Here is a 22,756-nt window from a genome sequence, read left to right on the forward strand (position 1 = left end):
TTACTTATCTATTCGAAAAGGAAGTCAAAAAAATAAGAATATCAGAAAATTTTCCGACATTCTTATTGATAAATTTGTAAGTCTATTAAAACTATTCTACCTTGTAAAAAAATCCCTCGGTACTACCATTGATAAGTTGGTGTCCAAACCATAAGCGGTCTTGTGTAATATCAGACGAGTCAGTATAGCCATTATCTGAAGAAGAGGTGACAGACATGGTTATAGGGATTCCTGCTGGTAAAAAGGCAATAGCTGCACCAGCACCTCCATCTTTAGAAACAGAACTTGCCTTGAGATAGTGGTCAATTTCCTTAGCATGTTCAATTGAAATCTTGGAATGATCACTTACTAAACCATTTTTGTCGAAAGTAAATTCAATACCTGTACGATTCCTCCAAGTGCCTGCGACACTAGAAAAATCTCCATTTTGAATTGCAGTAATATCCATCCCTTTACTTTCTGACGGAAGGCTTGTTTCTCCATTTATAAGACTTGTGACAGATTTCCAAAAGAAAGATCTTATGTCAAGGGAAGGTGGTTTTGTCCCCAGTCCCTCTTCTGTATCTGATTCAATGACTAGTTCTAACAGTGTTCCATCCTGATTCAACTTGTATAGTTTAAGTTGGATTTGATTAGTAGATACTCGGGTAGATAATTGAAAATAACCATTTTCTAAAGGATTAAAATGTACTCGCTCTCCAATAAAGTCCAGATTGTTTTCTGCATTGGTCAGTCGAATAACTTCACCATTTTTAAGAGTTCGAATATCTAATAAATCGTAATAGTTAGAATCCATTTTTAGGGCAATCAAAAGTTCGTCCGTACCGTCTTGGTCTAAATCATACAAGCTATACTGTAATCCAGAATATTCTTTAGGATAAGTGTTTTTTAAGTTTGCTTTTGAATTGATCTCTGTATGTGAAGTTGACGAACCATCTAATACTTTGGCATATTCTTTAAGAACAGGATTATATAGGGTGTAATCAGGTTTCTTCTCTTCCGATGTAGAAAAAGTTGAACTAGTACTTGAAGCAATTGCTTCAGAACTTGTTGCAGAAGTGTTTTCACTCTGATGTTGGCAAGCCGTTAAAATAGAGATAGCTAATATACTAATACTGAATAGAAATAATTTTTTCATATGTTTAATCTTACAATTTGAAATTGTTTTTATACCCACTCACCGTTGTAACTGACACGATAACCGTCAGGTGTAGTTGTATTGATTGCGAGTGCACCAGAGCTATAGGCATAGTACCATTTGCCAGATACTTTCATCCAGCCTGTTTTCATAGCTCCTGAATCTTGAAGGTAGTACCAGCTACCGTTATCTTTGACCCAACCTGTCTTCATCGCACCTGAGCCGTCGAGATAGTACCACGTGCCGTTGTCTTTTACCCAGCCAGTTTGCATCCAACCAGAGTTATCAAAACGATACCAAACACCATTGATTTTTTCCCAGTCATTAGTTGTATAAGTGCCATCTTCGTGTTTATACCACCAGCGACCATTCGAATACATCCAAGTAGATTTAGACTGATGGGTCGTCATGGTTGTATCCGTGTTAGAATAGTTTCCAGATGACGAACTTGTAGAAGTTGACGAGCTAGATGAATTCGAACCTGATTGAGTTGTGGTGTTAGTATTTGAATTTGTTGAAGGATTTCCGATAGTCACCTCTTTTCTAACTTTAAAGACACGTTTTCTATTATCAACTGAGTGATCGTGCGGAGAGCCAGCTTCTCCAGACATCTCCAAGATGTATGTTCCGGCAGGAAACTGTCTGATATCGAAAACATCCCCTTTAAATTTATTACTATAAATTAAAGGCAAAAGAAATTGGTCGTTGACGTCATTAGTTAGACCACTAAAGATGACATCATTATTATGTTGGTACACAATCTTTCCGGTAGCCTTATCAATTAGAGTAACATTTCCTCTAGCTGCATTATCTCCTCCGTGTTGTAGTGGCTCTGAGAGTACACCTTCAAAATTAAATCCAAAATGATGAATTTCAACCTTTGTAATTGTTGCTTCTATTTGTTTTTCAGTACTCGTATTCGAGATAGTATTTGCTTGATTATTTGATAAGACTTCTAGTTTGGTTACATAAGTGTAAAAAGGACCTCCTTTTCCTAGATTTTCTCTGACATCAGCAGTTAACTTATAGAGAGTACCATTTAATTCAAACTTCATGGTATAGATACCATAGTCTGTTGCTTTAAAGACAATTGTTTTACCGTTGAATGTAGCAATGCCGTTGGATTCAAAACTTGCAAATTGCTTAGAGAATTCTTGTCTATAAGCATTATCTACCCAATCAACCGTTGTAAATTCACCATCAGAAAATGCTCCAAGTTGTGCTTTTCTTTTTTCTACAAGCGTCACATCTGTTGCGACTAAATCTGTATCACGATACCCAGGAGCAGGTTCTTCAACATAAGCATTAGCTGCAGGAGACCAGAACTTGACCATCGGGACGCCACTTGCTGCATTGACACTTGAAATTGTAGCTCCTGTTGCTAGGAGTGATAAAACTGCTGTAGTCGTTAAAACGATTTTTTTCATAATTTTTGTATTCCTTTTCTTTTTATCTATTTTTTATAATCTTATCCTATACCCATTCTCCATTGTAATTGACGCGATAGCCGTCTGGTGTAGTCGTATTGATTGCTAGGGCACCAGAGCTATAGGCATAGTACCATTTCCCAGATACCTTCATCCAGCCTGTTTTCATAGCACCTGAGCTATCAAGATAATACCAACTACCGTTATCCTTGAACCAACCAGTCTTCATAGCACCTGAACCGTCGAGATAGTACCACGTGCCGTTGTCTTTTATCCAGCCAGTTTGCATCCAACCTGAACTATCGAAGTGATACCAGATATTATCTAATTTTGCCCACTGATTGTAAGGGTAAGACCCATCAAGTTGCATAAACCACCAACGAGAACCAGATTGTCGCCAAAAACCCATACCCCTACCAATATCTTGCATTTGAAAAAAGAAACCTGGTTTATTAGTCCCGTTAGACTTACCTTGTTTTGTTTTCTTACTGGTATGAGTTCCGATTGCCTTCAAGTCTTTGTCAAAAAGATTCGCCTTAGTCGCAAATGTTTGAATCTGAGAAGAATTTGCTTCTGTATATTGAATGGCCTTTCCATAACCACCAGCTAATTCTTCAGAGCCACCAGATGATGTTCCGAAACTTTGTGCAACGGTAATCCATCCATTTTGAGTGACAGGGTTTTCAAAGGCTGCCAAACCCATATAGGTCAATTCTGAATTGATTAAGGATTCGTAGTGTCCAGTTTGACCAGATACACTTGCCCCACTACGAGATTTGACGTAATCTGCTTTTTCGTCATACCATTGATTAATAGCTGTCATAAATCCATCATAGTTCCAAGCTAAGTTTTCGGCTAGTGAAAAATTCCCTGAAGGCCAGGCACTCCAAATATCTTTATTAGATAAACGTTTATGATGCCTAGTTACAGAAGCTTCTGCTGCCCGAACGAAGGCTGTTTTTTCTAGTTCAGTTGACCATTTGATCGGAACATAGCTAGTAACTAGACCTTCATCTGCTGCCTCTTTTCGAATAGCATTGATACGATCTAAGATAGCCTGTTTATCTGGCGTTAAGAAAGTCCCTTCAATCCCAACTAGAGTAGTACCAGAAGAAGTACTAGTGACCTCAGAGTTTAAGATATTGTAGGATTGACCTTTGATTGCTTGAGTGGAAACCAGCCTATCATTAGCAACTACTGATTGTGATGTAACAATTCCTACCCCAAGAAGTGATAGAGCTGAAATCGTTGCAAGTGTGAACTTTTTAGCTTTGGTGTCCATTTCGTGTCCCCCTATTTTTATTTATTGTAAAATAATCAGTTTGTCCTAAAATCTAGACTTTTTTGGACAAACTTGATAAAATGGAAGTGTAATAATAATTGGTCAAAATGCTGGATTTTAGAACCTTTTTTCTAACGAAAACGCTTCTAAAATAGACTGTATTTTCTGTCCAAAAAATCCTAGGTTTTTTGACAAGAACTATGAATTTTTTATCCAATTGTGAAAGGTGCTTTTTGATACTCCTAAGATGTCTGCACCTTCTCGTAAGGTTATTTCTTTTTTCTTATATTGAGCTATCACATCAGGGAGATTATTCGGAACAACCAATTTTGGTCTGCCGAATTTCTTCCCTTTTTTCTGTGCTTCCCGTATTCCTTCCATTTGTCTTTGTTTGATTTGTTCTCTTTCAAACTGTGCCACATAAGATAGGACTTGTAAAACGATATCGGAGATTAGTTTTCCTGTGATATTATCATTGCTATTCTTTGTATTTAATAAGGGGAAATCTAAAACAGTTATATTTACTTTCTTTTTCTTAGTAATTGCTTGCCATTGTTCTAAAATTTCATCATAGTTTCTTCCCAACCTATCAATTGATTTAATAACCAATTCATCATTTTCTTTCAAGGTAGTTAATAATTTTTGATATTCCATTCTGTCAAAATCTTTTCCTGAAACGTAATCAATAAAAATATTCTCTTTTGATAATTTGTTTTCTACCAATGCTGAAAATTGCCTATCAATATTTTGTTCTTTTGTAGATACTCGAACATAACCGTAACGCATAAAAACTCTCCTTTTTACACTTATTGTAAAATATAAAAGAGGGCAAAATGCCCTCAAGGAGTAGTGTATTCAATTTCTAGCAATTATATATTAGTTCAAACTACTTCATCAAGACTTAAAAGTATGTAAAAAATCACAAACTAAGACCTTCTTCATTCCTTTTCTTCAACTTTCCTAATTTCTATGCCTATTTTTTATCAAAAATACATGTAAAACTCCAAATAAACTCCAAACGATATAAATAAACACCTCAACTGCACTTTTTGGATAAAAAATAGGCAGAACAAACGTCCTACCTACTAAAAATATGCTATTGAAAGGAAAATGATTTTTTTCTGACACCCTAGGCAAGCTTGGGACAAATAAATCATTGATAGTAACCTTTACGACATCCTATTTAAAGTTACTTCAATTTCTAATGTCCCCGCTATTTATAAGCCACCTCTGGTATGATCTATTCATAGTCAGAATAGATAACACCGTTCTAAATTACGATTCATAGTTACTCCTTTTTTGATTCGCTACTGCAAGATTCCTATTTACCTGATAAGAGGAGAGATGGTCCTCTTTACATGTGCAAGATAATTTTGAATCAGATTCATCATTTATCGTTTTGATTATTTTTTGACAAATTTTTCTGTTTTCTTCTCCGAAGACTTTAAAAATTTTTTTCTAATTAGATCATCCATATAGGGACCAAATATACCAACTACTAAACCAATAATAAAACTTTTAAAATCCATAATTACCACCAACATGTCGCTGCATAGGCCACACCTCCAAATATAGCTCCTCCCGCAGCACCAGTTGCTGCACCTTGCCATGTTCCTGTTTTAATTCCTAGCTGAAGACCTCGTGCTGCTCCTCCTCCAACACCTGCTTTGGCAAAATCTCCCCAATTGCATCCGCCACCTTCAAGGCAAGCAAGTATCTCAGTATCCATAATTTCAAATTGTGACATCGTTTTTGTATTCATAACGAATGCCTCCTTTTTTATTTTAATGCTTGTCTTGTTGCAAACTTGACAAGTTTGGTATAGCAGTGTTTATTAAATTGTTTCATCCAAATCTTGAATTACTGAAATAATCATTCCCTGTATTCCTCTTATTTATCTATTCGAAAACGAATTCAAAAATATAATATATGATATTCATTTTAATAAACTATATTAATAAAATGCATTGTAAACATTTCGCCCAAATGATCTACCAGCATTATAGATACCACCGAAAAATCTTCAATAAAATGCATTGTAAACATTTCGCCCAAATGATCTACCAGCATTATAGATACCACCGAAAAATCTTCCCGTACTATCAATCACTTTGTGGACATCGATGTTAATATTACCTCTCCATGACACTCGACCACCCTCTACTGTTGCCAAATCTTTTTCTGTAAGACTTGTAAATTTTTCTTCAATTTTTATCATATTCATTATGTCTGTTCCTCTTTATCTATAATTTTTTATTGAAACAAATAATTGTAAATTGTTTCGCCAAACTTCTGCCCCGCCCAATAAACCGGTCCTAAAAGTAATGTCCCTAAAGCATAAATCCCAACTACTCCAACTATGAAAATGAATACTTTCACAGGAATTGACTGCAAACTGTAAAAATTCTCTACCCTAGTAATCCAACTTTCTATTATGCGTTCCATCAGCGCTCTTCCTTCCCTGTTAACGTCCACGACGCTTAGCATGTGCTCCTGAAGCACCATCTACCGCACCCAATAAAAATGTTCCTGCAATTGCGACTCCTCCAACTACTACCAGACCAAATAGCAAGCCTCCTTCTACATCGGCCAATTCCTCATGACTCATTACATGAAAATTATTTTCCATATTTTTAATTTGTTCCATCTTATTCTCCTTTTTTGATTCTTAACAATTGAAAAAGGTAGTTATTTGTATTTCCTTTTTCATATATTCTGTTCATTGTTGTAGGTAAGCTTCACTCTCTAAATATTATCTTAGAATCCAAATAACGCACGACGTAAAATGAACCCCACCATTAAACCATGTTGGTAACTTGCCTCACTACCACCCACCAGCAAGGCTAAGTCGCTTTCCTTTAATACTTCAATAGTATACTTATCATTCATTTCATTCATCTCTTATCCTCCTAAAAACCAAAACCTCTACGAAATCCAATGTACCAATCTACAAGGGTCTTCGTCCAATTTTCTCCACCTTGAATATCGGTCAATTCTTCCGAAGTTAGCTCAACAAATCCGTAATAATGTTCTTTCATTATTTTATTCCTTTCTTTTTCTTCTCACTTATCTATTCGAAAAAAATTTCAAAAATGTACAACTAAATTAAATTTTATTTAAAAAATAATTTAATGAACCATGAATAGAAAATTGGTAGATACATAAAGCAAACTCCTTTCTTTTTCCTCTTACTTATCTATTCGAAAAAAATTTCGAAAATGTACAACTAAATTAAATTTTATTTGAAAAATAATTTAATATACCATGAATAGAAAATCGGTAGATACATGAAGCAAACTCCTTTTCTTTTCCTCTTACTTATCTATTCGAAAAAGAAGTCAAAAAATAAGAATATCAGAAAATTTTCCGATATTCTTATTGATAAACTCATTCAAATCTAACAGATATTAGACATTAAGATATTTTTTAAGGGTTCTTCTGGCTGTTCGTGATACGGGGAAATGCAAGCCTTCTAACAAGGTCACTTCTGTGGCAGTCATCTCTTCAATAGCCTGTAAACTGACTAACGTATTGCGATTGGCATAGACAAAGTAATCTTTTTCAGCCTTGGCAGCGATATCCTTGAGACTGCCATAAATGGTCTTGATAGAATGATTGGCATAATAGACCTTGATACGATGGGATTCCACTGAAGTTTCAAAGGCTAAAATTTCATGGTAGGGCAGAGTGAAGCCCCGTCTTCCCTCAAAACTATAGGTAAAGAGACGCATATTTTCCCTCTTATCTACTGCCAGTACATAGTCCAGACAGCGCTCCAGCTGATGACAGTAGTCCGCCTCTGGCTGATCCTTGGAAATAAAATCCAAGGCAGACAAGTGGTAGCGAAAAGCTAGAGGTAAGGCCTCCGAGTGCGTGGACACAAAGACAATGCTTGTAAAAGGATCCCGCTCCCGAACCTGTTGAGCAACCTGAAAGCCCCGTTCACGCTCTCCATCAATCTCTAAATCTAATAAATAGAGCTGGTAATGGTCAAAATACTGAGAATACTTTTCAACATCCCCATAGTTTTTGGCAATATCAATTTCCAATCTTAAATTGCGAGAGCGACCGATATCTAGTAAAGTCTGCTCTATCCGTCCTTGCTGGACTCTATCGTCTTCCAAAACTAAAATTCTCATTCCTCTCCCCCTCGTTTCTCATCCTTAAATGGCAATTCTAAATCTTGTCTAAAAGTCGTCTCTCCTAGCTGGGTATCTAAGTTTAAATCATAATGAAAAACCATGTCCTCCAAGGTTGCCAAGCCCAGTCCACTGTGGTTATCCTTGGTAGAGTAACCCTTTTGACTGAGAATACTGGGATTCAGTTCTTCTTTCTTACGAGTGTTTTCAATGATAAAACGGACACTCCTATCACCTGCCAATAAAGCAACCCGAATCTGCGGATTTTCAGCCTCACTGGCTGCTTCTAAAGCATTTGTCGTGAGGATAGAGAGGATACGGATAGCCTCCAACATAGGCAATGCCAGCTCTTCGACAACCCCCACCGTCTCCAAACTAAAATGAATTCCCTGCTTATCTGCCACAATCATGGCTTTTGCCAAGGTATTGCGAATAGCTATATCATGGATATTGTGAAGATTAAAGGCCGTGTAATCCGCCTTCCTCAGCTTTTCATTAGTCTTTAGAAAGACATCTTGATAAATGGTAGATACCTCAGCCATGTCTTGATTTGCTATGGCAGGCTCCATGCTGGCGACAATTCCCGCAAAATCATGACGGAAACCTCGAACCTCATCATAGAGATGTCCCAACTTATCCACCATTCCTTGCAAGGAACGATTTTCATCTTCCTGTCTCTGAATGGTCTGCTCATCACGATAAACCTGCTCCAAATGCTTGATGTAAAAGAGCCAAGAGAAAAAGAGAATGAAAATCAGGAGAGAAATGGTCGTATCAAAACGAACGTAGAACGAACTATTTCTATTGGTCATAAACGAAGAGAATATCCTAAATCCAGTCAGAGGTAGGATAATGAAAAAACTCTTATAATAGTGGGTTTTGAAAGCATCTGAAAAGAATAAATCCAAATCCAAAGAACAACGTTTCATAATTGTAGAACATAGAAATATTGATAATAAATCAAATACAGATCTATATAAAGTGGAAAACGAATCTACAAAACAACAAGGCTCACCAGATAATACACGAATCCAAATTGTCAAAAATAAATAACGAATACTTTGAAAGAAGAGAAAAAGATACAGAGAAAGAAAAAAAGCTTCCCCTTTTCCCTTGTGCAATACTAGTAAAAAAATACAGTAAAAGAAGAGAATGATTCCTATATGAAATAATTCTCCAAATGTTTGGCGAGCAGATAAACTAATTAAAAATACAAGGACCCAATAACGTTTTTTATAAAATTCTGGGGAAATTTGAGCACCCAAATAAATAGTAGGAACCATGGTTGAAACGACTACCAACAGTATATATAGCACAGAAACTAAGAATTCTAAAATAATCATAAATAAATCTAATCTCTAACGAATACTGTGAATTTAAGCAAAGTGTCTACCCGTACTAAATAATTTATCGCACCATTTTACGGTATCTTCAAAAATCCCTCCACCATTCACTTCTTCCAAAACCTCTGGAGTTAACTCTTCAAATTGTTCCAATTCTACAAATGTATTTTTCATTTCCATGACAGACTCCTTTTCATTATTTTATAGATAACTCTATCCCCTGCTCCATCTACAAAAGGCTTTAGTTTCCTTTTAAAATACAAGAAATCTAAAGCCTCCTGAAAATGGTATATTGGTTAGAGCGTTAACGATTAGTTGTGAAGATGTTATTTTTATTTAACCACAACCACTTTATAATATTCGTTTGAGTGTGGAGATTCAATTTTAATTTTTTCACCATATAAACCATCGATTTCTTTATCCAGATAATCTGAAACTCCTGATGGCAAGCGTTTCATCTTAAGAATTTCACCAGATTGATCCGCATAGGCTAGGATGTGATAGTGGGTTGTAGCCATACCATCATCAATCAATACAAAGTAACCTGTTTTGAGCTTACCTTGCTCATTTTCTAAATAGTATAGTTTATTGTTATTGATTGTAAAGTGGGTAGCTCCAAGACGAAGTCGTGCACCTGGATTTTCTAAATAGACATCATTGCCAACTTTTTTAATCTCTGAATAGGTTGTCATTGCTGGGATATTAATCACACGATGTCCATTTTCATCAAAGTAGTAGCGATTTGGTAAGTTTTGGAAGTTCTGTAAAACTGCCTTAGGATCAATTTCTTGTCCTTCTTCTTTATTATCCACTAAAGCTAAGGTAGTATTTGCAACCTCATCTCCATATTTATTAGAAAACTTCTTGAACTCTGGTCTGATATACCAAGCATTTTTTTCAATAATAACATCGTCACCTTTAGCATTTAGCAAATATTCTTGCCCATCTCCAAGTTTGACAATATCATGAATACTGTATCCAGCATCTTTTCTATTTGCTAGATAGCCATCCTTACCAATGACATAACTTTCCCCATCACTGGCTGGAACAGCTCTATCTGCGACCATAGCACCTGATTTTTCAAAGTAAGACCATTTACCATTTGGAGTCGCCCATCCTGTTGCCATAGCGCCACTGCCTTTGAGATAATACCATGTAGATCCTTCTTTGTACCAACCTGTACGCATGGCGCCACTACTTGCGAGCGAATACCATGTGTTACCTTCCTTGTACCAGCCAGTGCGCATAGCACCACTATCTGCTAGAGAATACCAAGTATTGCCGTCTTTGAGCCAGCCTGTCTGCATTTTACCAGCGCTATCGAAGTGATACCATGACCCAGCATTTTGTACCCATTTATCCTTAGCTAGGCTGCCATCTTGAGAAAGATTCCAGTCAGCACCATTTTTAACCCAAGTATCTGCAGCCTGTGCTTGGTTGATAGACAAAAGCAGACCAGCACCTGCAAGCAAACCAAGAGTAAGTAATTTAGATTTTTTCATAGCCATTTCCTCCTTTATTGAATAGCTATAAGAGGGCTTCCCCTCTTTATTTAGCTATATTCTAATACTTTTCATTGTCAAAGTCAATAATATTGTGAAAAATTAGACAATATTACCAATATCTACGAATTGTATTTTGAGTAATACCGTATTGATTCATATAAGAAACATATTGACCTGGATATGGAGCATGAACTACCTTTCCACCACCAACATAAATACCTACATGGTCATTTGTCTCTTCACTATTATACAAAATCAAATCTCCAGCTTGTTGAGAACCATTACTTATATAGCTTCCTCCTGTTGCTTGACCATAGGTTACTCTAGGAATACTAATATCAAACTTAGCATGAATAGCCATCGTAAATCCTGAGCAATCTACGCCACTATTCAAATCTGCCCCACCCCAAACATATGGGATTTTTCCTACAAATGTCTCTGCGTATTCACCAAGTGCCTGTCCACGATTTTCTACCCATACACCACTGGCTCTAAAGAAGTATGGTGTACCATTCACACGTTGATAACCAGTGACCATAGCACCACTAGCAGATAAGTAGTAATAATTACCATCAGGTTGAATCCAAGTATTTTCTTTCATCCATCCTTGGTCATCAAAATAGTACCACTTGCCATCTAATTGTTCCCAATTTTTAGCATACCCACCTGAACCGTATTTAAACCACCATTTACCATTGGTTTGCATCCATGTTCCTTTCGGATCACGATATTGATTGAAAGCTTTCTTCTCTTGATTTCCCTCTGCTTGGGTTTCTTTATCTTCAAAACCAATCAATTTTACTTGATCAGCTTCTTCAGCTTTTATCTTGCCTTGATTAACTAATTGAGCAATCGCTTCTTTCTCACTTGCTGATGGGGAATCAGCATAGGCTACCGTAGTATTTGCTAGGAGAACGCCTCCTGCAAGAACTAACAAACTAGAATAAAGATATTTTTTCATCATAAAAATCCTTTCTTTTCTCCTTTTTGGAGATTGATTTTTTCTGACTCCATTATATCCCTTATTTGTCCTCAGATTTCTACTGTCCCTAGAAAGACTAAATCTGTTCCTAAACGGTCACTTATACTCAATGAAAATCAAAGAGCAAACTAGGAAGCTAGCCGCAGGTTGCTCAAAACACTGTTTTGAGGTGGCAGATAGAGCTGACATGGTTTGAAGAGATTTTCGAAGAGTATTAAGCCAAATAAAAAATTCCAAAGCAAATGCCTTGGAACTCCGATTTCTATTTTGCTTGAATGATTTTAACAACATCTCCTACACTTTGGAGTTGGTCAATTTCTTCGTCGCTGATTTCGATATTAAATTCATCTTCCAGTGTCAAGATAAACTCCATCAAGTCAACTGAGTCAGCATCCAAATCGTCTTTCAGACTCAAGGATTCTGTCACGACAAAGTCCTCTCCCTGTCGCTCTTGGATAATGGTTACAATACGGTCAAAAATTTCTTTTTCTGTCATCTCTTTTATTCTCCTGAAAATTCACGCGCAGTCTGGGCAACTACGTCTGTTTCTAGCATGGTACGAATCTGGCGAATCGTACTATAAACAGCCTTGGCATCGCTTGAGCCATGAGTCTTGACAACAGGTGCCTTGACACCAAACAAGACCGCTCCACCAACATCTGAGTAGTTGAGCTGTTTTTTCAAACCTCTGAGGCTATCCTTGAGAAGGAGTGCGCCTAGTTTCGCTCGAAGACCACCACCTGTAATAGCTGTCTTGAGCAATCCCATGATTCCCATGGCTGTCCCTTCGATGGATTTGAGCACAGCGTTTCCCGTGAAACCATCTGCCACGACAACATCCGCAACGCCATTCATCAAATCACGTGCTTCCACGTTTCCGATAAAGTTCAAACTTTCATCAGCTGCTAGTAATTCGTAAGTTTCCTTACGAAGCGGGTCACCCTTGCTACTCTCTGTTCCATTGTTAAGTAAGCCAACACGTGGTTGCGCAATGCCACGGACATTTTTAGCATAGAAAGAACCTAGAACCGCATATTGATGGAGGTGCTGGGCTGTATTTTCTGCATTGGCACCGAGGTCCAGCATGTCAAACCCCTTCCCATCTACAGTCGGCAAAGTCGACATAAGTCCAGGACGATCGATGTTCTTGATACGACCCACGATGAAGAATCCTGCCGCCAACAAGGCACCTGTATTCCCAGCCGAGAGAACAGCGTCTGCTTCTCCTTCTTTGACAGCCTTGGCCGCCAATACCATACTGGCATTTTTCTTCTTCCGAATAGCTCTCGTAGGTTCATCGTCTGAATCAATCTTTTCATCCGTATGGATAATGCTGACGCGCTCTGTCGCTGTCAGATATTGCTTGATTTTAGCTTCATCTCCGTAGAGTTGAACCTCAATATCTGAAAAGTCAGCTAGGGCTTGATTGACACCCTCAACGATGGCTTGAGGTGCGTAATCGCCCCCCATGGCATCTACTGCGATTTTTTTCATTTCTTTTCCTCTTTTAGTAATTGTCCCCAGTCTGCTAGGGAATCAATAAATTTCTTTGATTTTAGGTGAATCCCAACGTACTCTTCGTAGAGCTGATCCATAAACTGGCGTAAGTCTTGCTTGATATCGGGCTTGAGCGAAATGGTCTCCAAGGTCTCAAAATCAATGGCTTGAAATTGATTGAGCAGATAAGGGATATTGGGATTGAGATGGCAACGTCTCTCATCCTCATGATAATGCTCTGAACAGAGGCAGGCTCCATATTTGAAAGAAAAGTCAAAAGCCTGACCGACCCGATGGCAAAAGACACACTCATTAAAATTAAGGCTGATCCCAAATCGAGTCAAAATTTGAATTTCAAAAATATTGGTCAAAACCTGATAATCCAAGCCTGCTTCCATCAACTCCAAAGTCTTTTGCAAAAAAGCAAACAAGGGAGCATCCTGCTGATTGTCCTGCAAACTAGCATCTGCAAGAGCTGCCACATAGGTCGCATAGGCCATGACAAAGAGGTCACTATTAATCTTGGGAAAAGTCATGACCTCATGATAGTCTTCGATGTAACTGAGTCCGTCATCATTGATTCGCAAGAGAAATCGTGCCAGCACCAAGGGCTGAATAACAGGCGCCAGCTTAGACTGACCAGCGTGTTTGACAAAAAACATGCGTTTGCCAACCTGCTCTGTAAAAATCTTGACGAGCTTGTCATCCTCACGAAAATTGCGATTATAGAGCACCAAGCCTTGACTCGTGATAGACTGAATCATGCTTCTCTCATATACTCCTCAAGTCGTTTCATGGCTTCTTTGATAGTCTCCATGCTGGCTGCATAAGACAGGCGAACATAACCTTCTCCATAACACCCAAAGGCAGCACCAGGGATAAAGGCAACAGCCTTCTTCTGAGCAAAATCCTTTAGAAAGGCAAAGGAGTCTTGGTTGTAACCAGCTGGAATCTTAGCAAAGATATAGAAGGCACCGTCTGGTTTGATAATCTCAAAACCAAGAGCAGTCATTTTCTCGATAATATAATCACGACGCTGGATATATTCCTTCTTCATAGGCTCCGCATCGTTTTTACCAGCCGTCAAGGCCTCCACCGCAGCGTGTTGCGCCATGGTATTTGCGGCAGTCACCAAGTACTGGTGACTCTTGATTAACTGAGCTGTGAAGGCCGCAGGAGCGAAAATTAGTCCCAAACGCCAACCGGTCATAGCATGCGATTTAGATAGACCATTGATAATGATAGCCTGGTCTCTCAACATCGTTCCTAGAGATACATGGGCTTCGCCTGTATAGGTCAATTCTGAGTAAACCTCATCACAGACAACGAAAATTTCGTACTTGCGTAAAACGTCTGCCAAGGCCTCCAACTGCTCCCGACTATAGGTAATTCCTGTCGGATTAGCTGGATAGTTGAGAATAACCGCCTTGAGCTTGTCTCCCTGCTCCAAAATGGCCTTTTCCAACATCTCAGGAGTCAAGACAAAACCATTTTCAGTTGTGTCAATCTCGACAATCTCTGCCCCAACTAGATTGACAATCGGTTCATAACCTGGATAGGCAGGAGCTGGCAAGAGCACCTTGTCTCCCTCTTCCAAAATAGCTGTCAAAGTCGCAGATAAAGCCTCTGTCGCCCCAATTGTAACCAGGATTTCATTTTCAGGAGCATAGTCCAGTTGGTACTTTTCCTTAACAAAGTCACTGGCTGCCTGACGTAGAGTCAGCAGACCACTCATCCCTGTATAGTAGGATTGGTTCTGGTCAATCGCTCGCTTGGCCGCCTCCTTGACATGATCTGGCGTTGTAAAATCAGGTTCCCCCAAGGTCAAACGCAAGACCCCAGGAATCTCCGAAATAGCCTGGTCAAACTGACGAATCAACGAAACTTGAATCTTATCTAACTGTTTATTAAAGCGCTTAGTTAAGTCCATAGATACCTCCTACTGTAAAAACGTATCTCTATTATACTACAAAAGCCCCCCGACCGCAAAAATACATAATAGAATAACTTTCCACTTTCTACTTTACTTTTCCTGTTTTTATGTCTATAATGGTAAAAGATTTTATTTGGAGGTTTTTATGTCATTTCTATCAAAAAATGGAGCAGGTATCTTGGCCTGCCTTCTCATTTCTATCGTATCTTGGTACTTAGGAGGATTCTTCCCTGTGATTGGCGCGCCCGTTTTTGCCATTTTCATAGGCATGCTCCTACATCCCTTTCTCTCGTCCTATAAACAACTGGATGCTGGTTTGACCTTTAGTTCCAAGAAGTTGCTCCAATATGCCGTTGTCTTGCTTGGTTTTGGTCTCAATATCTCGCAGGTCTTCGCAGTTGGCCAATCTTCACTCCCTGTCATCCTGTCCACTATCTCAATAGCTCTGATTATTGCCTACCTCTTCCAGCGTTTCTTTGCACTGGATACAAAACTGGCTACCTTGGTTGGAGTAGGTTCTTCTATCTGTGGGGGTTCTGCCATTGCAGCGACAGCGCCCGTTATTGATGCTAAGGAAAAGGAAGTAGCCCAAGCCATTTCCGTTATCTTTTTCTTCAATGTCTTGGCTGCGCTCATCTTTCCAACCCTCGGCACCTGGCTTCATCTATCCAATGAAGGCTTCGCCCTCTTTGCAGGGACTGCGGTCAACGACACTTCCTCTGTAACGGCTGCCGCCAGCGCTTGGGACAGTCTTTACCAAAGCAATACCCTCGAGTCTGCAACCATTGTTAAACTCACACGTACTTTGGCCATTATCCCTATCACGCTCTTTCTCTCCTACTGGCAAAGTCGCCAACAAGAAAACAAGCAAAGCCTACAACTGAAAAAAGTCTTCCCACTTTTTATCCTTTACTTTATCCTTGCATCGCTCCTAACCACCCTTCTGACCTCTCTCGGTGTGTCTAGTAGTTTCTTTACCCCTCTCAAACAACTTTCCAAATTCCTCATTATCATGGCCATGAGTGCTATCGGTCTCAAAACCAATCTAGTAGCTATGGTCAAATCCAGTGGAAAATCCATTCTTCTTGGAGCCATCTGCTGGATTGCCATCATCCTCACCACTCTTGGTATGCAGACCCTTATCGGCATTTTCTAATACTCTTCGAAAATCTCTTCAAACCACGTCAACGTCGCCTTGCCGTATATATGTGACTGACTTCGTCAGTCTTATCTACAACCTCAAAACAGTGTTTTGAGCAGCCTGCGGCTAGTTTGCTCTTTGATTTTCATTGAGTATAACACAAAAGGTAGCCCACCAGCTACCTTTTTCTTATGCTTCCTCAATCAAGCGTGTATGTTCTCTCTTGATGCAACGATTCATCACGATGTCATCACATCCACCAGCACGCAAAATCTCTTCTGCTTCTAGACTTTCAAGTCCTAGCTGTGCCCAAAAAATCTTAGCATCAGCCTTGAAAAAATCACGCGCCACATCTGGCAAAAACTCACTGCGACGGTAAACATTGACAATATCTACAGGAAAAGGAATCTCTGCTAGACTAGCATAAGCCTTTTCACCCAATATTTCGCCACCTGCCGCCTTGGGATTGACTGGAATAATTTTATAACCCCGAGCCTGCATTTCCTTGGTCACTCGATTACTGGTTGTTTCCTCACGATCTGATAACCCCACTACAGCAAGGGTTTTACTCGTTGCGAGATACTGACGAATCACGCCATCACTTGGATTGATAAATTCTTGACTCATAGAAATCCTCCTTTTTCATCAGTATAGCACATTTTGAAAAGGCTTGCATAATTCTACTACAAAAAGGAGGACTAGCCCCCTTTTTATTTAGCCTCGTACCAGGTTGCCCCTTCATTTTCATCTGCGATGAGGGTAACACTGAGTTGAATGGCTTCTTCCATGGTTTGTTTGACCAATTTTTTCATCTCTGCCAATTCAGATTTAGGAACTTCAAGGACGATTTCATCGTGCACTTGCAGAAGCATCTTAGTCTGATAACCACCTGCAACCAAGGCTTTATCTAGCTGAATCATGGCAATCTTGAGAATATCTGCTGCCGAACCCTGAATAGGAGAATTGATGGCTGTCCGCTCCGCAAAACCACGAATATTAAAGTTGCGCGAATTGATATCTGGCAACTCACGACGACGCTTGAAGAGGGTCTCCACATAGCCCTTATCACGCGCCTCACGCACCACTTCATCCATGTAGTTTTTAATACCTGGGAAGCGTTCAAAGTAGGTATCAATGTAGGCTTTGGCCTCCTTACGGCTAATGCCCAGATTATTAGACAAACCAAAGTCTGAAATACCATAAACCACTCCAAAGTTAACCGCCTTGGCATTGCGACGATCGTTTGCAGTCACATCCTCAGGACGCTCAATGCCAAAGACCCGCATGGCTGTCGAGGTATGGATGTCCGCTCCCTCTTGGAAGGCCTTAATCAAGTGCTCATCCTTAGAAATATGCGCCAAAACGCGCAATTCAATCTGTGAATAGTCCGAGCTGAGCAATACACTATCCTCCCACTCAGGCACAAAAGCCTTACGAATGAGACGACCCTGCTCCAAACGGGCAGGAATATTTTGCAGGTTTGGATCCACACTAGACAGACGACCTGTTTGGGTCAAATCCTGCACATAACGAGTATGAATCTTGCCATCATCCAAAATCCAGTCCTGCAAGCCAATTACATAAGTCGATTGAATCTTAGCAATTTGACGGTAGTCTAGGATTTTCTTAACAATCGGAGCAATAGGAGCCAAGCGTTCCAAGACATCCACCGCTGTCGAATAACCTGTCTTGGTTTTTTTAGTGTATTCTAAAGGAAGTCCCAATTTTTCAAAGAGAAGCACGCCCAACTGCTTAGGCGAGTTGATATTAAACTCCTCACCAGCCAACTCGTAAATCTCTTGAGTCAGTTTTTCAATGACAAGCTCATTTTCAGCCTGCATCTCACACAAAGTCTCTTTCTTGACCCTAATTCCAGCTATTTCCATCTTGGCAAGGACAAAAGCCAGAGGTTGCTCTATATCATAAAGAAGCTCTAATTGCCCATTTTCGCTGAGTTTTTCAAGCAAAATAGGCTCTGTTTCAACCAAAACAGCAAGTTTACAAGCTAAGTGTTCCAAGAATTTCTCACGTTCAGGAATGGCCTTTTTAACACCCTTACCGTAGAAAGTTTCATCATCAACCAAGTAAGTCTGACCATAAAGACTAGCGATGGTCGCAATTTCATTGTCCTCCACAGTCGAAAGGAGGTATTTAGCCAAACGGATGTCAAAAGCAGGCGCCTGCAAATCCACACCCAAACGTTGCAAAAGAACTTTAACCTTCTTAAAGTCATAAACTCTCAGAGATGTTTTTTCTAAGAAATCCTTGAAAATCGGGTCTTGCAACAGCTCAAGCTTGTCTGTGGCATAGAGCTTATCCCCACAAGACCAGGCAAATCCAACCAAATTATCCGTATGGTAATTCTCACCAAAAAGCTCAAAGTGGAAGATAGACTCTTCACTCAGCATATCTTGACTGATTTGGTCAACAATAGTAAAATCCAAACTCTCAGACACATCAGCTGACGACACATTTAAAGCCTGCTTTAGCTGTTTGAAGCCCATCTCATCGTAGAATTTCCCAAGATTTTCAACATCTGGACCACTATAGACCAAGTCCTCTAAACCAATCGCAATCGGTGCCTTGGTATCAATGGTCGCTAGTGTTTTAGACAAAAAGGCCTGTTCCTTATCATTAATGAGATTTTCCTTCATCTTAGAAGCCTTCATCCCATCGATATTTTCATAAATCCCCTCAAGCGAACCATACTCCAGCAAGAGTTTGATACCCGTCTTTTCACCAATTTTGGTCACCCCAGGGATATTATCCGACTTATCACCCATGAGCGCCTTGAGATCGATAAACTGAGTCGGTGTGATGCCCATCTTTTCCATGAGATAATCTGGCGTAAAGGCCTCAAACTCAGCCACACCTTTCTTGGAAATTTCAACCACCGTATGCTCATCCGTCAGCTGAATCAAATCCTTGTCCCCACTGACAATGGTAATATCAAAACCATCCTGCTCTGCTAGTTTATCCAGTGTCCCAATGATGTCATCCGCCTCATACTGAGCCAACTCATAGTGACGAATCCCCATATGATCCAGCAACTCACGAATAAAAGGAAATTGCTCACGAAACTCATCCGGAGTCTTAGCCCGACCACCCTTATAGTCCGCATACATCTCTGTACGGAAAGTCGTCTTTCCCGCATCAAAGGCTACTAAAATATGACTAGGCTCCACCCGCTCCAACAAATGGCTCAACATCAACTGGAAACCATAAATGGCATTGGTATGCAAACCAGCCGCATTCTTAAAACGGTCCAACTGCTGATAGAGCGCAAAAAACGCCCGAAAAGCAACAGAAGACCCATCAATCAATAATAATTTTTTCTTATCCATACACCCATTATAAAGGAAAGCACCAAAAAATACCATTGGAAAGAGCCAGAGCAAGTATTTTTCATACTTTTTCCCGAATAAATAGATAGAAGCATTGAAACTAGTAAACTTAGATTTAAAAATGTGCTATAATGAAAGACAAACTATAAGAAAAGTCAATAGTTTATCTAAAATATTTCTTATTTCAATTTGATGATTTAGCGATGATTTTAGAGCACGGCAAAAATCCCTTGAAAAAGTCCATTTTTTTCAAAGGTAATCTTGTGTTAATTTCAGAAATTACATCACTTTTTGTTCGTCAAATGGTAGCTCTTTTTTAGGAGATAAAACATGGTTCGGATAAGTTTTTTTGCAAGGTGGATGATGGCTACATTGTAATGTTTTCCTTGTTCTAACTTAGTCTTAAACTAGGCCTTAAAAGCAGGTGAAAAGCGATTGCATGCTTTGCCAGCTGATGAACGACTACAGAAACGTCAAGAAGAGCTCCACCCCCTAATGGAAGATTTCTTTGCTTGGTGTCGATGTCAGTCAGTTTTAGCAGGTTCAAAACTAGGAAGGGCTATTGAATACAGCCTCAAGTATGAAGAAACCTTTAAGACCATTTTAAAAGACGGACATCTGGTCCTTTCCAATAATCTAGCTGAACGCGCCATTAAATCATTGGTTATGGGACGGAGTAAAAGAGTCCAGTGGACTCTTTTAGCCTAAGCTAAATTTTAAAAAGCGAGGGTGGTTGTTTTCTCAAAATTTTGAAGGAGCTAAAGCAAGAGCTATTATTATGAGCTTGTTGGAAACAGCTAAACGTCATCAATTAAATAGTGAGAAATAGCTATCCTATCTTCTAGAATGTCTTCCGAACGAGGAAACTCTCGTAAACAAAGAGGTTTTAGAGGCTGATTTACCATGGACTAAAGTTGTACAAGAAAAGTGCAAATAAGAAATCTCCAGATTAGGAACTATCCGTGAGTTCTCTAGGCTGGAGATTTTTCAATATACTTCGTTATTAGGCGGTTACGACTGAAATATCGTCTTGTTCACTTTTTATTTTCTTCTAACCAATAGACGGAGTTGCAAGGAAAATGCCAAAAACTCTACCCCTATAGCTAACAAAGAGCAAAAAAACTAGGAGAGAACTCTCCTAGTTTTAAATTATCTTGGATTATTTAACCCACTCACCGTTGTGGTTTACTTTATAACCATCTACAGTTGTATTAACTGCAAGAGCTCCTGACGCGTATGAGTAGTACCATTTACCACCAACTTGATACCAACCAGTTGCCATTGCACCTGATGATTTCAAGTAGTACCAAGTACCGTTATCTTTAACCCAACCAGTTGCCATTGAACCGTTGTCGTTTAGGTAGTACCAAGTACCATTGTCTTTAACCCAACCAGTTGTCATCCAACCAGCTTGGTCAAAATAGTACCAAGTTCCATTGATTTTTTCCCAACCATTAGTTGTGTAAGAACCATCAGCGTGTTTGTACCACCAGCGAGAACCTGATTTAATCCATTCAGCTTTTTGAGCAGGTGTTTCAGCAGAAGCTACTAATTGAGGAGTTTTCAAAAGAGTTGCTTTACCATTTTGTACTCGAACTGTTAATTTATATGTTCCACGTTTAGTTTTAACTTCAACAGTACTATTAGCTGATTTTTCATACTTAATCTCAACTGCTTTACCATCAAGTTTCAGTTCATTACCTTCTTTATCATAAACCTTAACATATCTATCGGTAACAACTCTTTGTTTATTAGATTGTTGAGATTGTTGAGATGCAAGGTGAGACTTAATATCATCAATAGTCAAATCACCATTTTCAGTAGTATTAACTTTACCACTTGCTTCTTCTCCACGTTTAGCTGCTGCTTCTGCTGCTTCTGCTGCTTCTTTAAAGAGTTTAGAAACTTCTGCACTTGGTTCTGTTCTCTCATCAGCTGCAGGTTTAGCATTTGGCAATGTTTGAACATTAGCCTCACTAAAAGTTGCTGTATCAGCTGAAACAGCTTGTACAGCACCAAATGCTGCAAGAGCGACTGCGCTTGTCAATAAAACTTTTTTCATCGTTTTATCTCCTTTGTTTTTCTTTAAAATATTTTTTCGTAAGACTACCTTACTACCATAGATTATATAAATATTTGCAGGATTTGTCAAGAGTTTTCTTCGAGTTTTTAAACTTTTTACCTATTTTTTCAAAAAAGCCAAATTTCAAGTTCAAGTTAGCCATGAAGAAGTCTTCTCTGGGTGATTTGTAGTTCAAGCATTTTTTAGGATAGTTATTAATCCAATTTTCGATGAATGCGACTTCTTTGGGAGTCGTTTTCTTAGTTCCCTTAGGTAACCATCTCCGAATGAGCCTGTTGTGATTCTCATCAGTTCCCCTTTTCCCAAGAGGCATAGGGGTGCGCATAATAGATATGTTCCTCAGAAAATACATCAGACAAGCGGTTAAATTCTGTACCATTATCTGCCGTGATGGACAGAATCTTGTCTTGTTTTAAGATGAGTTTTAGAGCCTGATTGACCGATTCAGCGCTTTTATTATGCCATATAGCATTGTCCATAACGAGTAAAAGATAATCATCTGGATAAGCTTGTGAAAGCTCTTCTAAAAAGGCGTTCATCCACTCAGTATGACATCCACCAGCGATTAAGAAAAATGATTCGCCTGTATGGGCATCAACAGCTCCATAACAATAGCGAAATTCTCGTATATAGTGACTATGGACATGTGGACCTACTCCCATTGGAGCCCAACAAGATCCCAGTTTACTGATTCTACCGAAACCAGCCTCATCTTGGTACATCAAGCGAACCTTACGAAAAGGTCTACTGGTTTTAAAGCGCTTTCTTTTCTTCTTGAATTGAGATTTTATTTTTAGACGCGACAATGGTTTGAGAGTCTACTTTCTTGGGATGTGCTGGACGTGGCCTAATATTTCGCCAACCATGGTGCTTCAAGAGTTGATAGAAGGTATCACGTGTGTAGGAAGAACCTAACTCCTTTGTATAAGCCTGAAATAAGGC

General features: G+C 39.2%; 23 protein-coding genes and 4 pseudogenes. 2 read left to right on the top strand and 25 right to left on the bottom strand.

Annotation, left to right across the window (positions count from 1 at the left end):
* Positions 1 to 91: 91 nt before the first annotated feature.
* The 20 genes from HT687_RS04250 to HT687_RS04340 all read right to left on the bottom strand — a co-directional run bounded on the left by HT687_RS04250 (position 92) and on the right by HT687_RS04340 (position 15,243).
* Positions 92 to 1,138: a DUF6287 domain-containing protein gene (locus HT687_RS04250; RefSeq protein ID WP_000732623.1), complete on the bottom strand. Its 1,047-nt coding sequence runs from the start codon at positions 1,136 to 1,138 to the stop codon at positions 92 to 94.
* Between the two features lie 29 nt (positions 1,139 to 1,167).
* Positions 1,168 to 2,565: an N-acetylmuramoyl-L-alanine amidase family protein gene (locus HT687_RS04255; RefSeq protein WP_000725077.1), complete on the bottom strand. Its 1,398-nt coding sequence runs from the start codon at positions 2,563 to 2,565 to the stop codon at positions 1,168 to 1,170.
* A gap of 46 nt (positions 2,566 to 2,611) precedes the next feature.
* Positions 2,612 to 3,847, bottom strand: a complete 1,236-nt coding sequence (locus HT687_RS04260; protein ID WP_023935473.1) for a CAP domain-containing protein — start codon at positions 3,845 to 3,847, stop codon at positions 2,612 to 2,614.
* A gap of 198 nt (positions 3,848 to 4,045) precedes the next feature.
* Complete coding sequence (locus HT687_RS04265) at positions 4,046 to 4,633, bottom strand: recombinase family protein (protein ID WP_023935475.1); 588 nt, start codon at positions 4,631 to 4,633, stop codon at positions 4,046 to 4,048.
* A 617-nt stretch (positions 4,634 to 5,250) separates the two neighbouring features.
* Positions 5,251 to 5,376, bottom strand: coding sequence for a PncF family bacteriocin immunity protein (locus tag HT687_RS12320; RefSeq protein ID WP_007284823.1), 126 nt, complete (start codon positions 5,374 to 5,376; stop codon positions 5,251 to 5,253).
* A 2-nt stretch (positions 5,377 to 5,378) separates the two neighbouring features.
* Complete coding sequence (gene blpU, locus HT687_RS04270; RefSeq protein ID WP_001093485.1) at positions 5,379 to 5,609, bottom strand: bacteriocin-like peptide BlpU; 231 nt, start codon at positions 5,607 to 5,609, stop codon at positions 5,379 to 5,381.
* 261 nt (positions 5,610 to 5,870) lie between these two features.
* A complete protein-coding gene (locus HT687_RS04275) occupies positions 5,871 to 6,071 on the bottom strand; it encodes an SPPN_00645 family bacteriocin-like peptide (protein ID WP_001055966.1) in 201 nt (66 codons plus the stop codon).
* A gap of 29 nt (positions 6,072 to 6,100) precedes the next feature.
* Positions 6,101 to 6,292 carry a hypothetical protein gene (locus tag HT687_RS04280; RefSeq protein ID WP_000439598.1) on the bottom strand — a complete coding sequence of 64 codons (192 nt, stop codon included), beginning with the start codon at positions 6,290 to 6,292 and terminating at the stop codon, positions 6,101 to 6,103.
* A gap of 19 nt (positions 6,293 to 6,311) precedes the next feature.
* Positions 6,312 to 6,494, bottom strand: a complete 183-nt coding sequence (locus HT687_RS04285; protein WP_000435077.1) for a class IIb bacteriocin, lactobin A/cerein 7B family — start codon at positions 6,492 to 6,494, stop codon at positions 6,312 to 6,314.
* Positions 6,495 to 6,604: 110 nt separating this feature from the next.
* Positions 6,605 to 6,745: a hypothetical protein gene (locus tag HT687_RS04290; protein WP_001004581.1), complete on the bottom strand. Its 141-nt coding sequence runs from the start codon at positions 6,743 to 6,745 to the stop codon at positions 6,605 to 6,607.
* Between the two features lie 11 nt (positions 6,746 to 6,756).
* Positions 6,757 to 6,885, bottom strand: coding sequence for a smi_0059.1 family bacteriocin-like peptide (locus tag HT687_RS04295; RefSeq protein WP_000658221.1), 129 nt, complete (start codon positions 6,883 to 6,885; stop codon positions 6,757 to 6,759).
* Positions 6,886 to 7,254: 369 nt separating this feature from the next.
* Positions 7,255 to 7,986 carry a response regulator transcription factor gene (locus HT687_RS04300; RefSeq protein ID WP_001221866.1) on the bottom strand — a complete coding sequence of 244 codons (732 nt, stop codon included), beginning with the start codon at positions 7,984 to 7,986 and terminating at the stop codon, positions 7,255 to 7,257.
* Positions 7,983 to 8,798 carry a GHKL domain-containing protein gene (locus HT687_RS11805; protein ID WP_007285090.1) on the bottom strand — a complete coding sequence of 272 codons (816 nt, stop codon included), beginning with the start codon at positions 8,796 to 8,798 and terminating at the stop codon, positions 7,983 to 7,985. The genes HT687_RS04300 and HT687_RS11805 overlap by 4 nt, the downstream gene beginning before the upstream one ends.
* Before the next feature lie 564 nt (positions 8,799 to 9,362).
* Complete coding sequence (locus HT687_RS04310) at positions 9,363 to 9,509, bottom strand: smi_0057.1 family bacteriocin-like peptide (RefSeq protein ID WP_000425303.1); 147 nt, start codon at positions 9,507 to 9,509, stop codon at positions 9,363 to 9,365.
* 152 nt (positions 9,510 to 9,661) lie between these two features.
* Positions 9,662 to 10,831 carry an N-acetylmuramoyl-L-alanine amidase family protein gene (locus HT687_RS04315; protein WP_023935478.1) on the bottom strand — a complete coding sequence of 390 codons (1,170 nt, stop codon included), beginning with the start codon at positions 10,829 to 10,831 and terminating at the stop codon, positions 9,662 to 9,664.
* A gap of 112 nt (positions 10,832 to 10,943) precedes the next feature.
* Positions 10,944 to 11,798, bottom strand: a complete 855-nt coding sequence (locus HT687_RS04320; RefSeq protein ID WP_023935480.1) for a C40 family peptidase — start codon at positions 11,796 to 11,798, stop codon at positions 10,944 to 10,946.
* A 280-nt stretch (positions 11,799 to 12,078) separates the two neighbouring features.
* Positions 12,079 to 12,312 carry an acyl carrier protein gene (locus HT687_RS04325; protein ID WP_000136445.1) on the bottom strand — a complete coding sequence of 78 codons (234 nt, stop codon included), beginning with the start codon at positions 12,310 to 12,312 and terminating at the stop codon, positions 12,079 to 12,081.
* 5 nt (positions 12,313 to 12,317) lie between these two features.
* A complete protein-coding gene (gene plsX, locus HT687_RS04330) occupies positions 12,318 to 13,310 on the bottom strand; it encodes a phosphate acyltransferase PlsX (RefSeq protein ID WP_023932889.1) in 993 nt (330 codons plus the stop codon).
* Positions 13,307 to 14,077 carry a DNA repair protein RecO gene (recO, locus tag HT687_RS04335; RefSeq protein WP_023932887.1) on the bottom strand — a complete coding sequence of 257 codons (771 nt, stop codon included), beginning with the start codon at positions 14,075 to 14,077 and terminating at the stop codon, positions 13,307 to 13,309. The genes plsX and recO overlap by 4 nt, the downstream gene beginning before the upstream one ends.
* Complete coding sequence (locus HT687_RS04340; protein ID WP_000366350.1) at positions 14,074 to 15,243, bottom strand: pyridoxal phosphate-dependent aminotransferase; 1,170 nt, start codon at positions 15,241 to 15,243, stop codon at positions 14,074 to 14,076. The genes recO and HT687_RS04340 overlap by 4 nt, the downstream gene beginning before the upstream one ends.
* Before the next feature lie 148 nt (positions 15,244 to 15,391).
* Between HT687_RS04340 and HT687_RS04345 the strand changes: the two genes are divergently transcribed.
* Positions 15,392 to 16,402: a YeiH family protein gene (locus tag HT687_RS04345; RefSeq protein ID WP_023935482.1), complete on the top strand. Its 1,011-nt coding sequence runs from the start codon at positions 15,392 to 15,394 to the stop codon at positions 16,400 to 16,402.
* Positions 16,403 to 16,576: 174 nt separating this feature from the next.
* On the opposite strand, the gene HT687_RS04350 is transcribed toward HT687_RS04345, so the two are convergent.
* Together HT687_RS04350 and polA are read right to left on the bottom strand one after the other, a co-directional pair.
* On the bottom strand, positions 16,577 to 17,014 hold the full coding sequence (locus tag HT687_RS04350) for a CoA-binding protein (RefSeq protein WP_054388194.1): 438 nt from the start codon (positions 17,012 to 17,014) through the stop codon (positions 16,577 to 16,579).
* Between the two features lie 83 nt (positions 17,015 to 17,097).
* Entirely contained in the window at positions 17,098 to 19,731 is a 2,634-nt protein-coding gene (gene polA, locus HT687_RS04355) for a DNA polymerase I (RefSeq protein WP_119919608.1), read from the bottom strand.
* Positions 19,732 to 20,175: 444 nt separating this feature from the next.
* Between polA and HT687_RS12325 the strand changes: the two are divergent.
* Positions 20,176 to 20,668, top strand: a pseudogene (locus HT687_RS12325) (IS66 family transposase); the annotation flags it as partial.
* A gap of 222 nt (positions 20,669 to 20,890) precedes the next feature.
* Here HT687_RS12325 and HT687_RS11815 read toward each other — a convergent pair.
* From HT687_RS11815 to HT687_RS04380, 3 pseudogenes are all read right to left on the bottom strand, one after another.
* Positions 20,891 to 21,223 (bottom strand): annotated as a pseudogene (locus HT687_RS11815) (N-acetylmuramoyl-L-alanine amidase family protein); the annotation flags it as partial.
* A gap of 622 nt (positions 21,224 to 21,845) precedes the next feature.
* A pseudogene (locus HT687_RS04375) lies at positions 21,846 to 22,272 on the bottom strand (IS30 family transposase); the annotation flags it as partial.
* Positions 22,273 to 22,756, bottom strand: a pseudogene (locus tag HT687_RS04380) (IS630 family transposase); the annotation flags it as partial.

Origin of the sequence: Streptococcus sp. 1449, assembly GCF_013276805.1 — a bacterium.
Lineage (GTDB): Bacteria > Bacillota > Bacilli > Lactobacillales > Streptococcaceae > Streptococcus > Streptococcus pseudopneumoniae.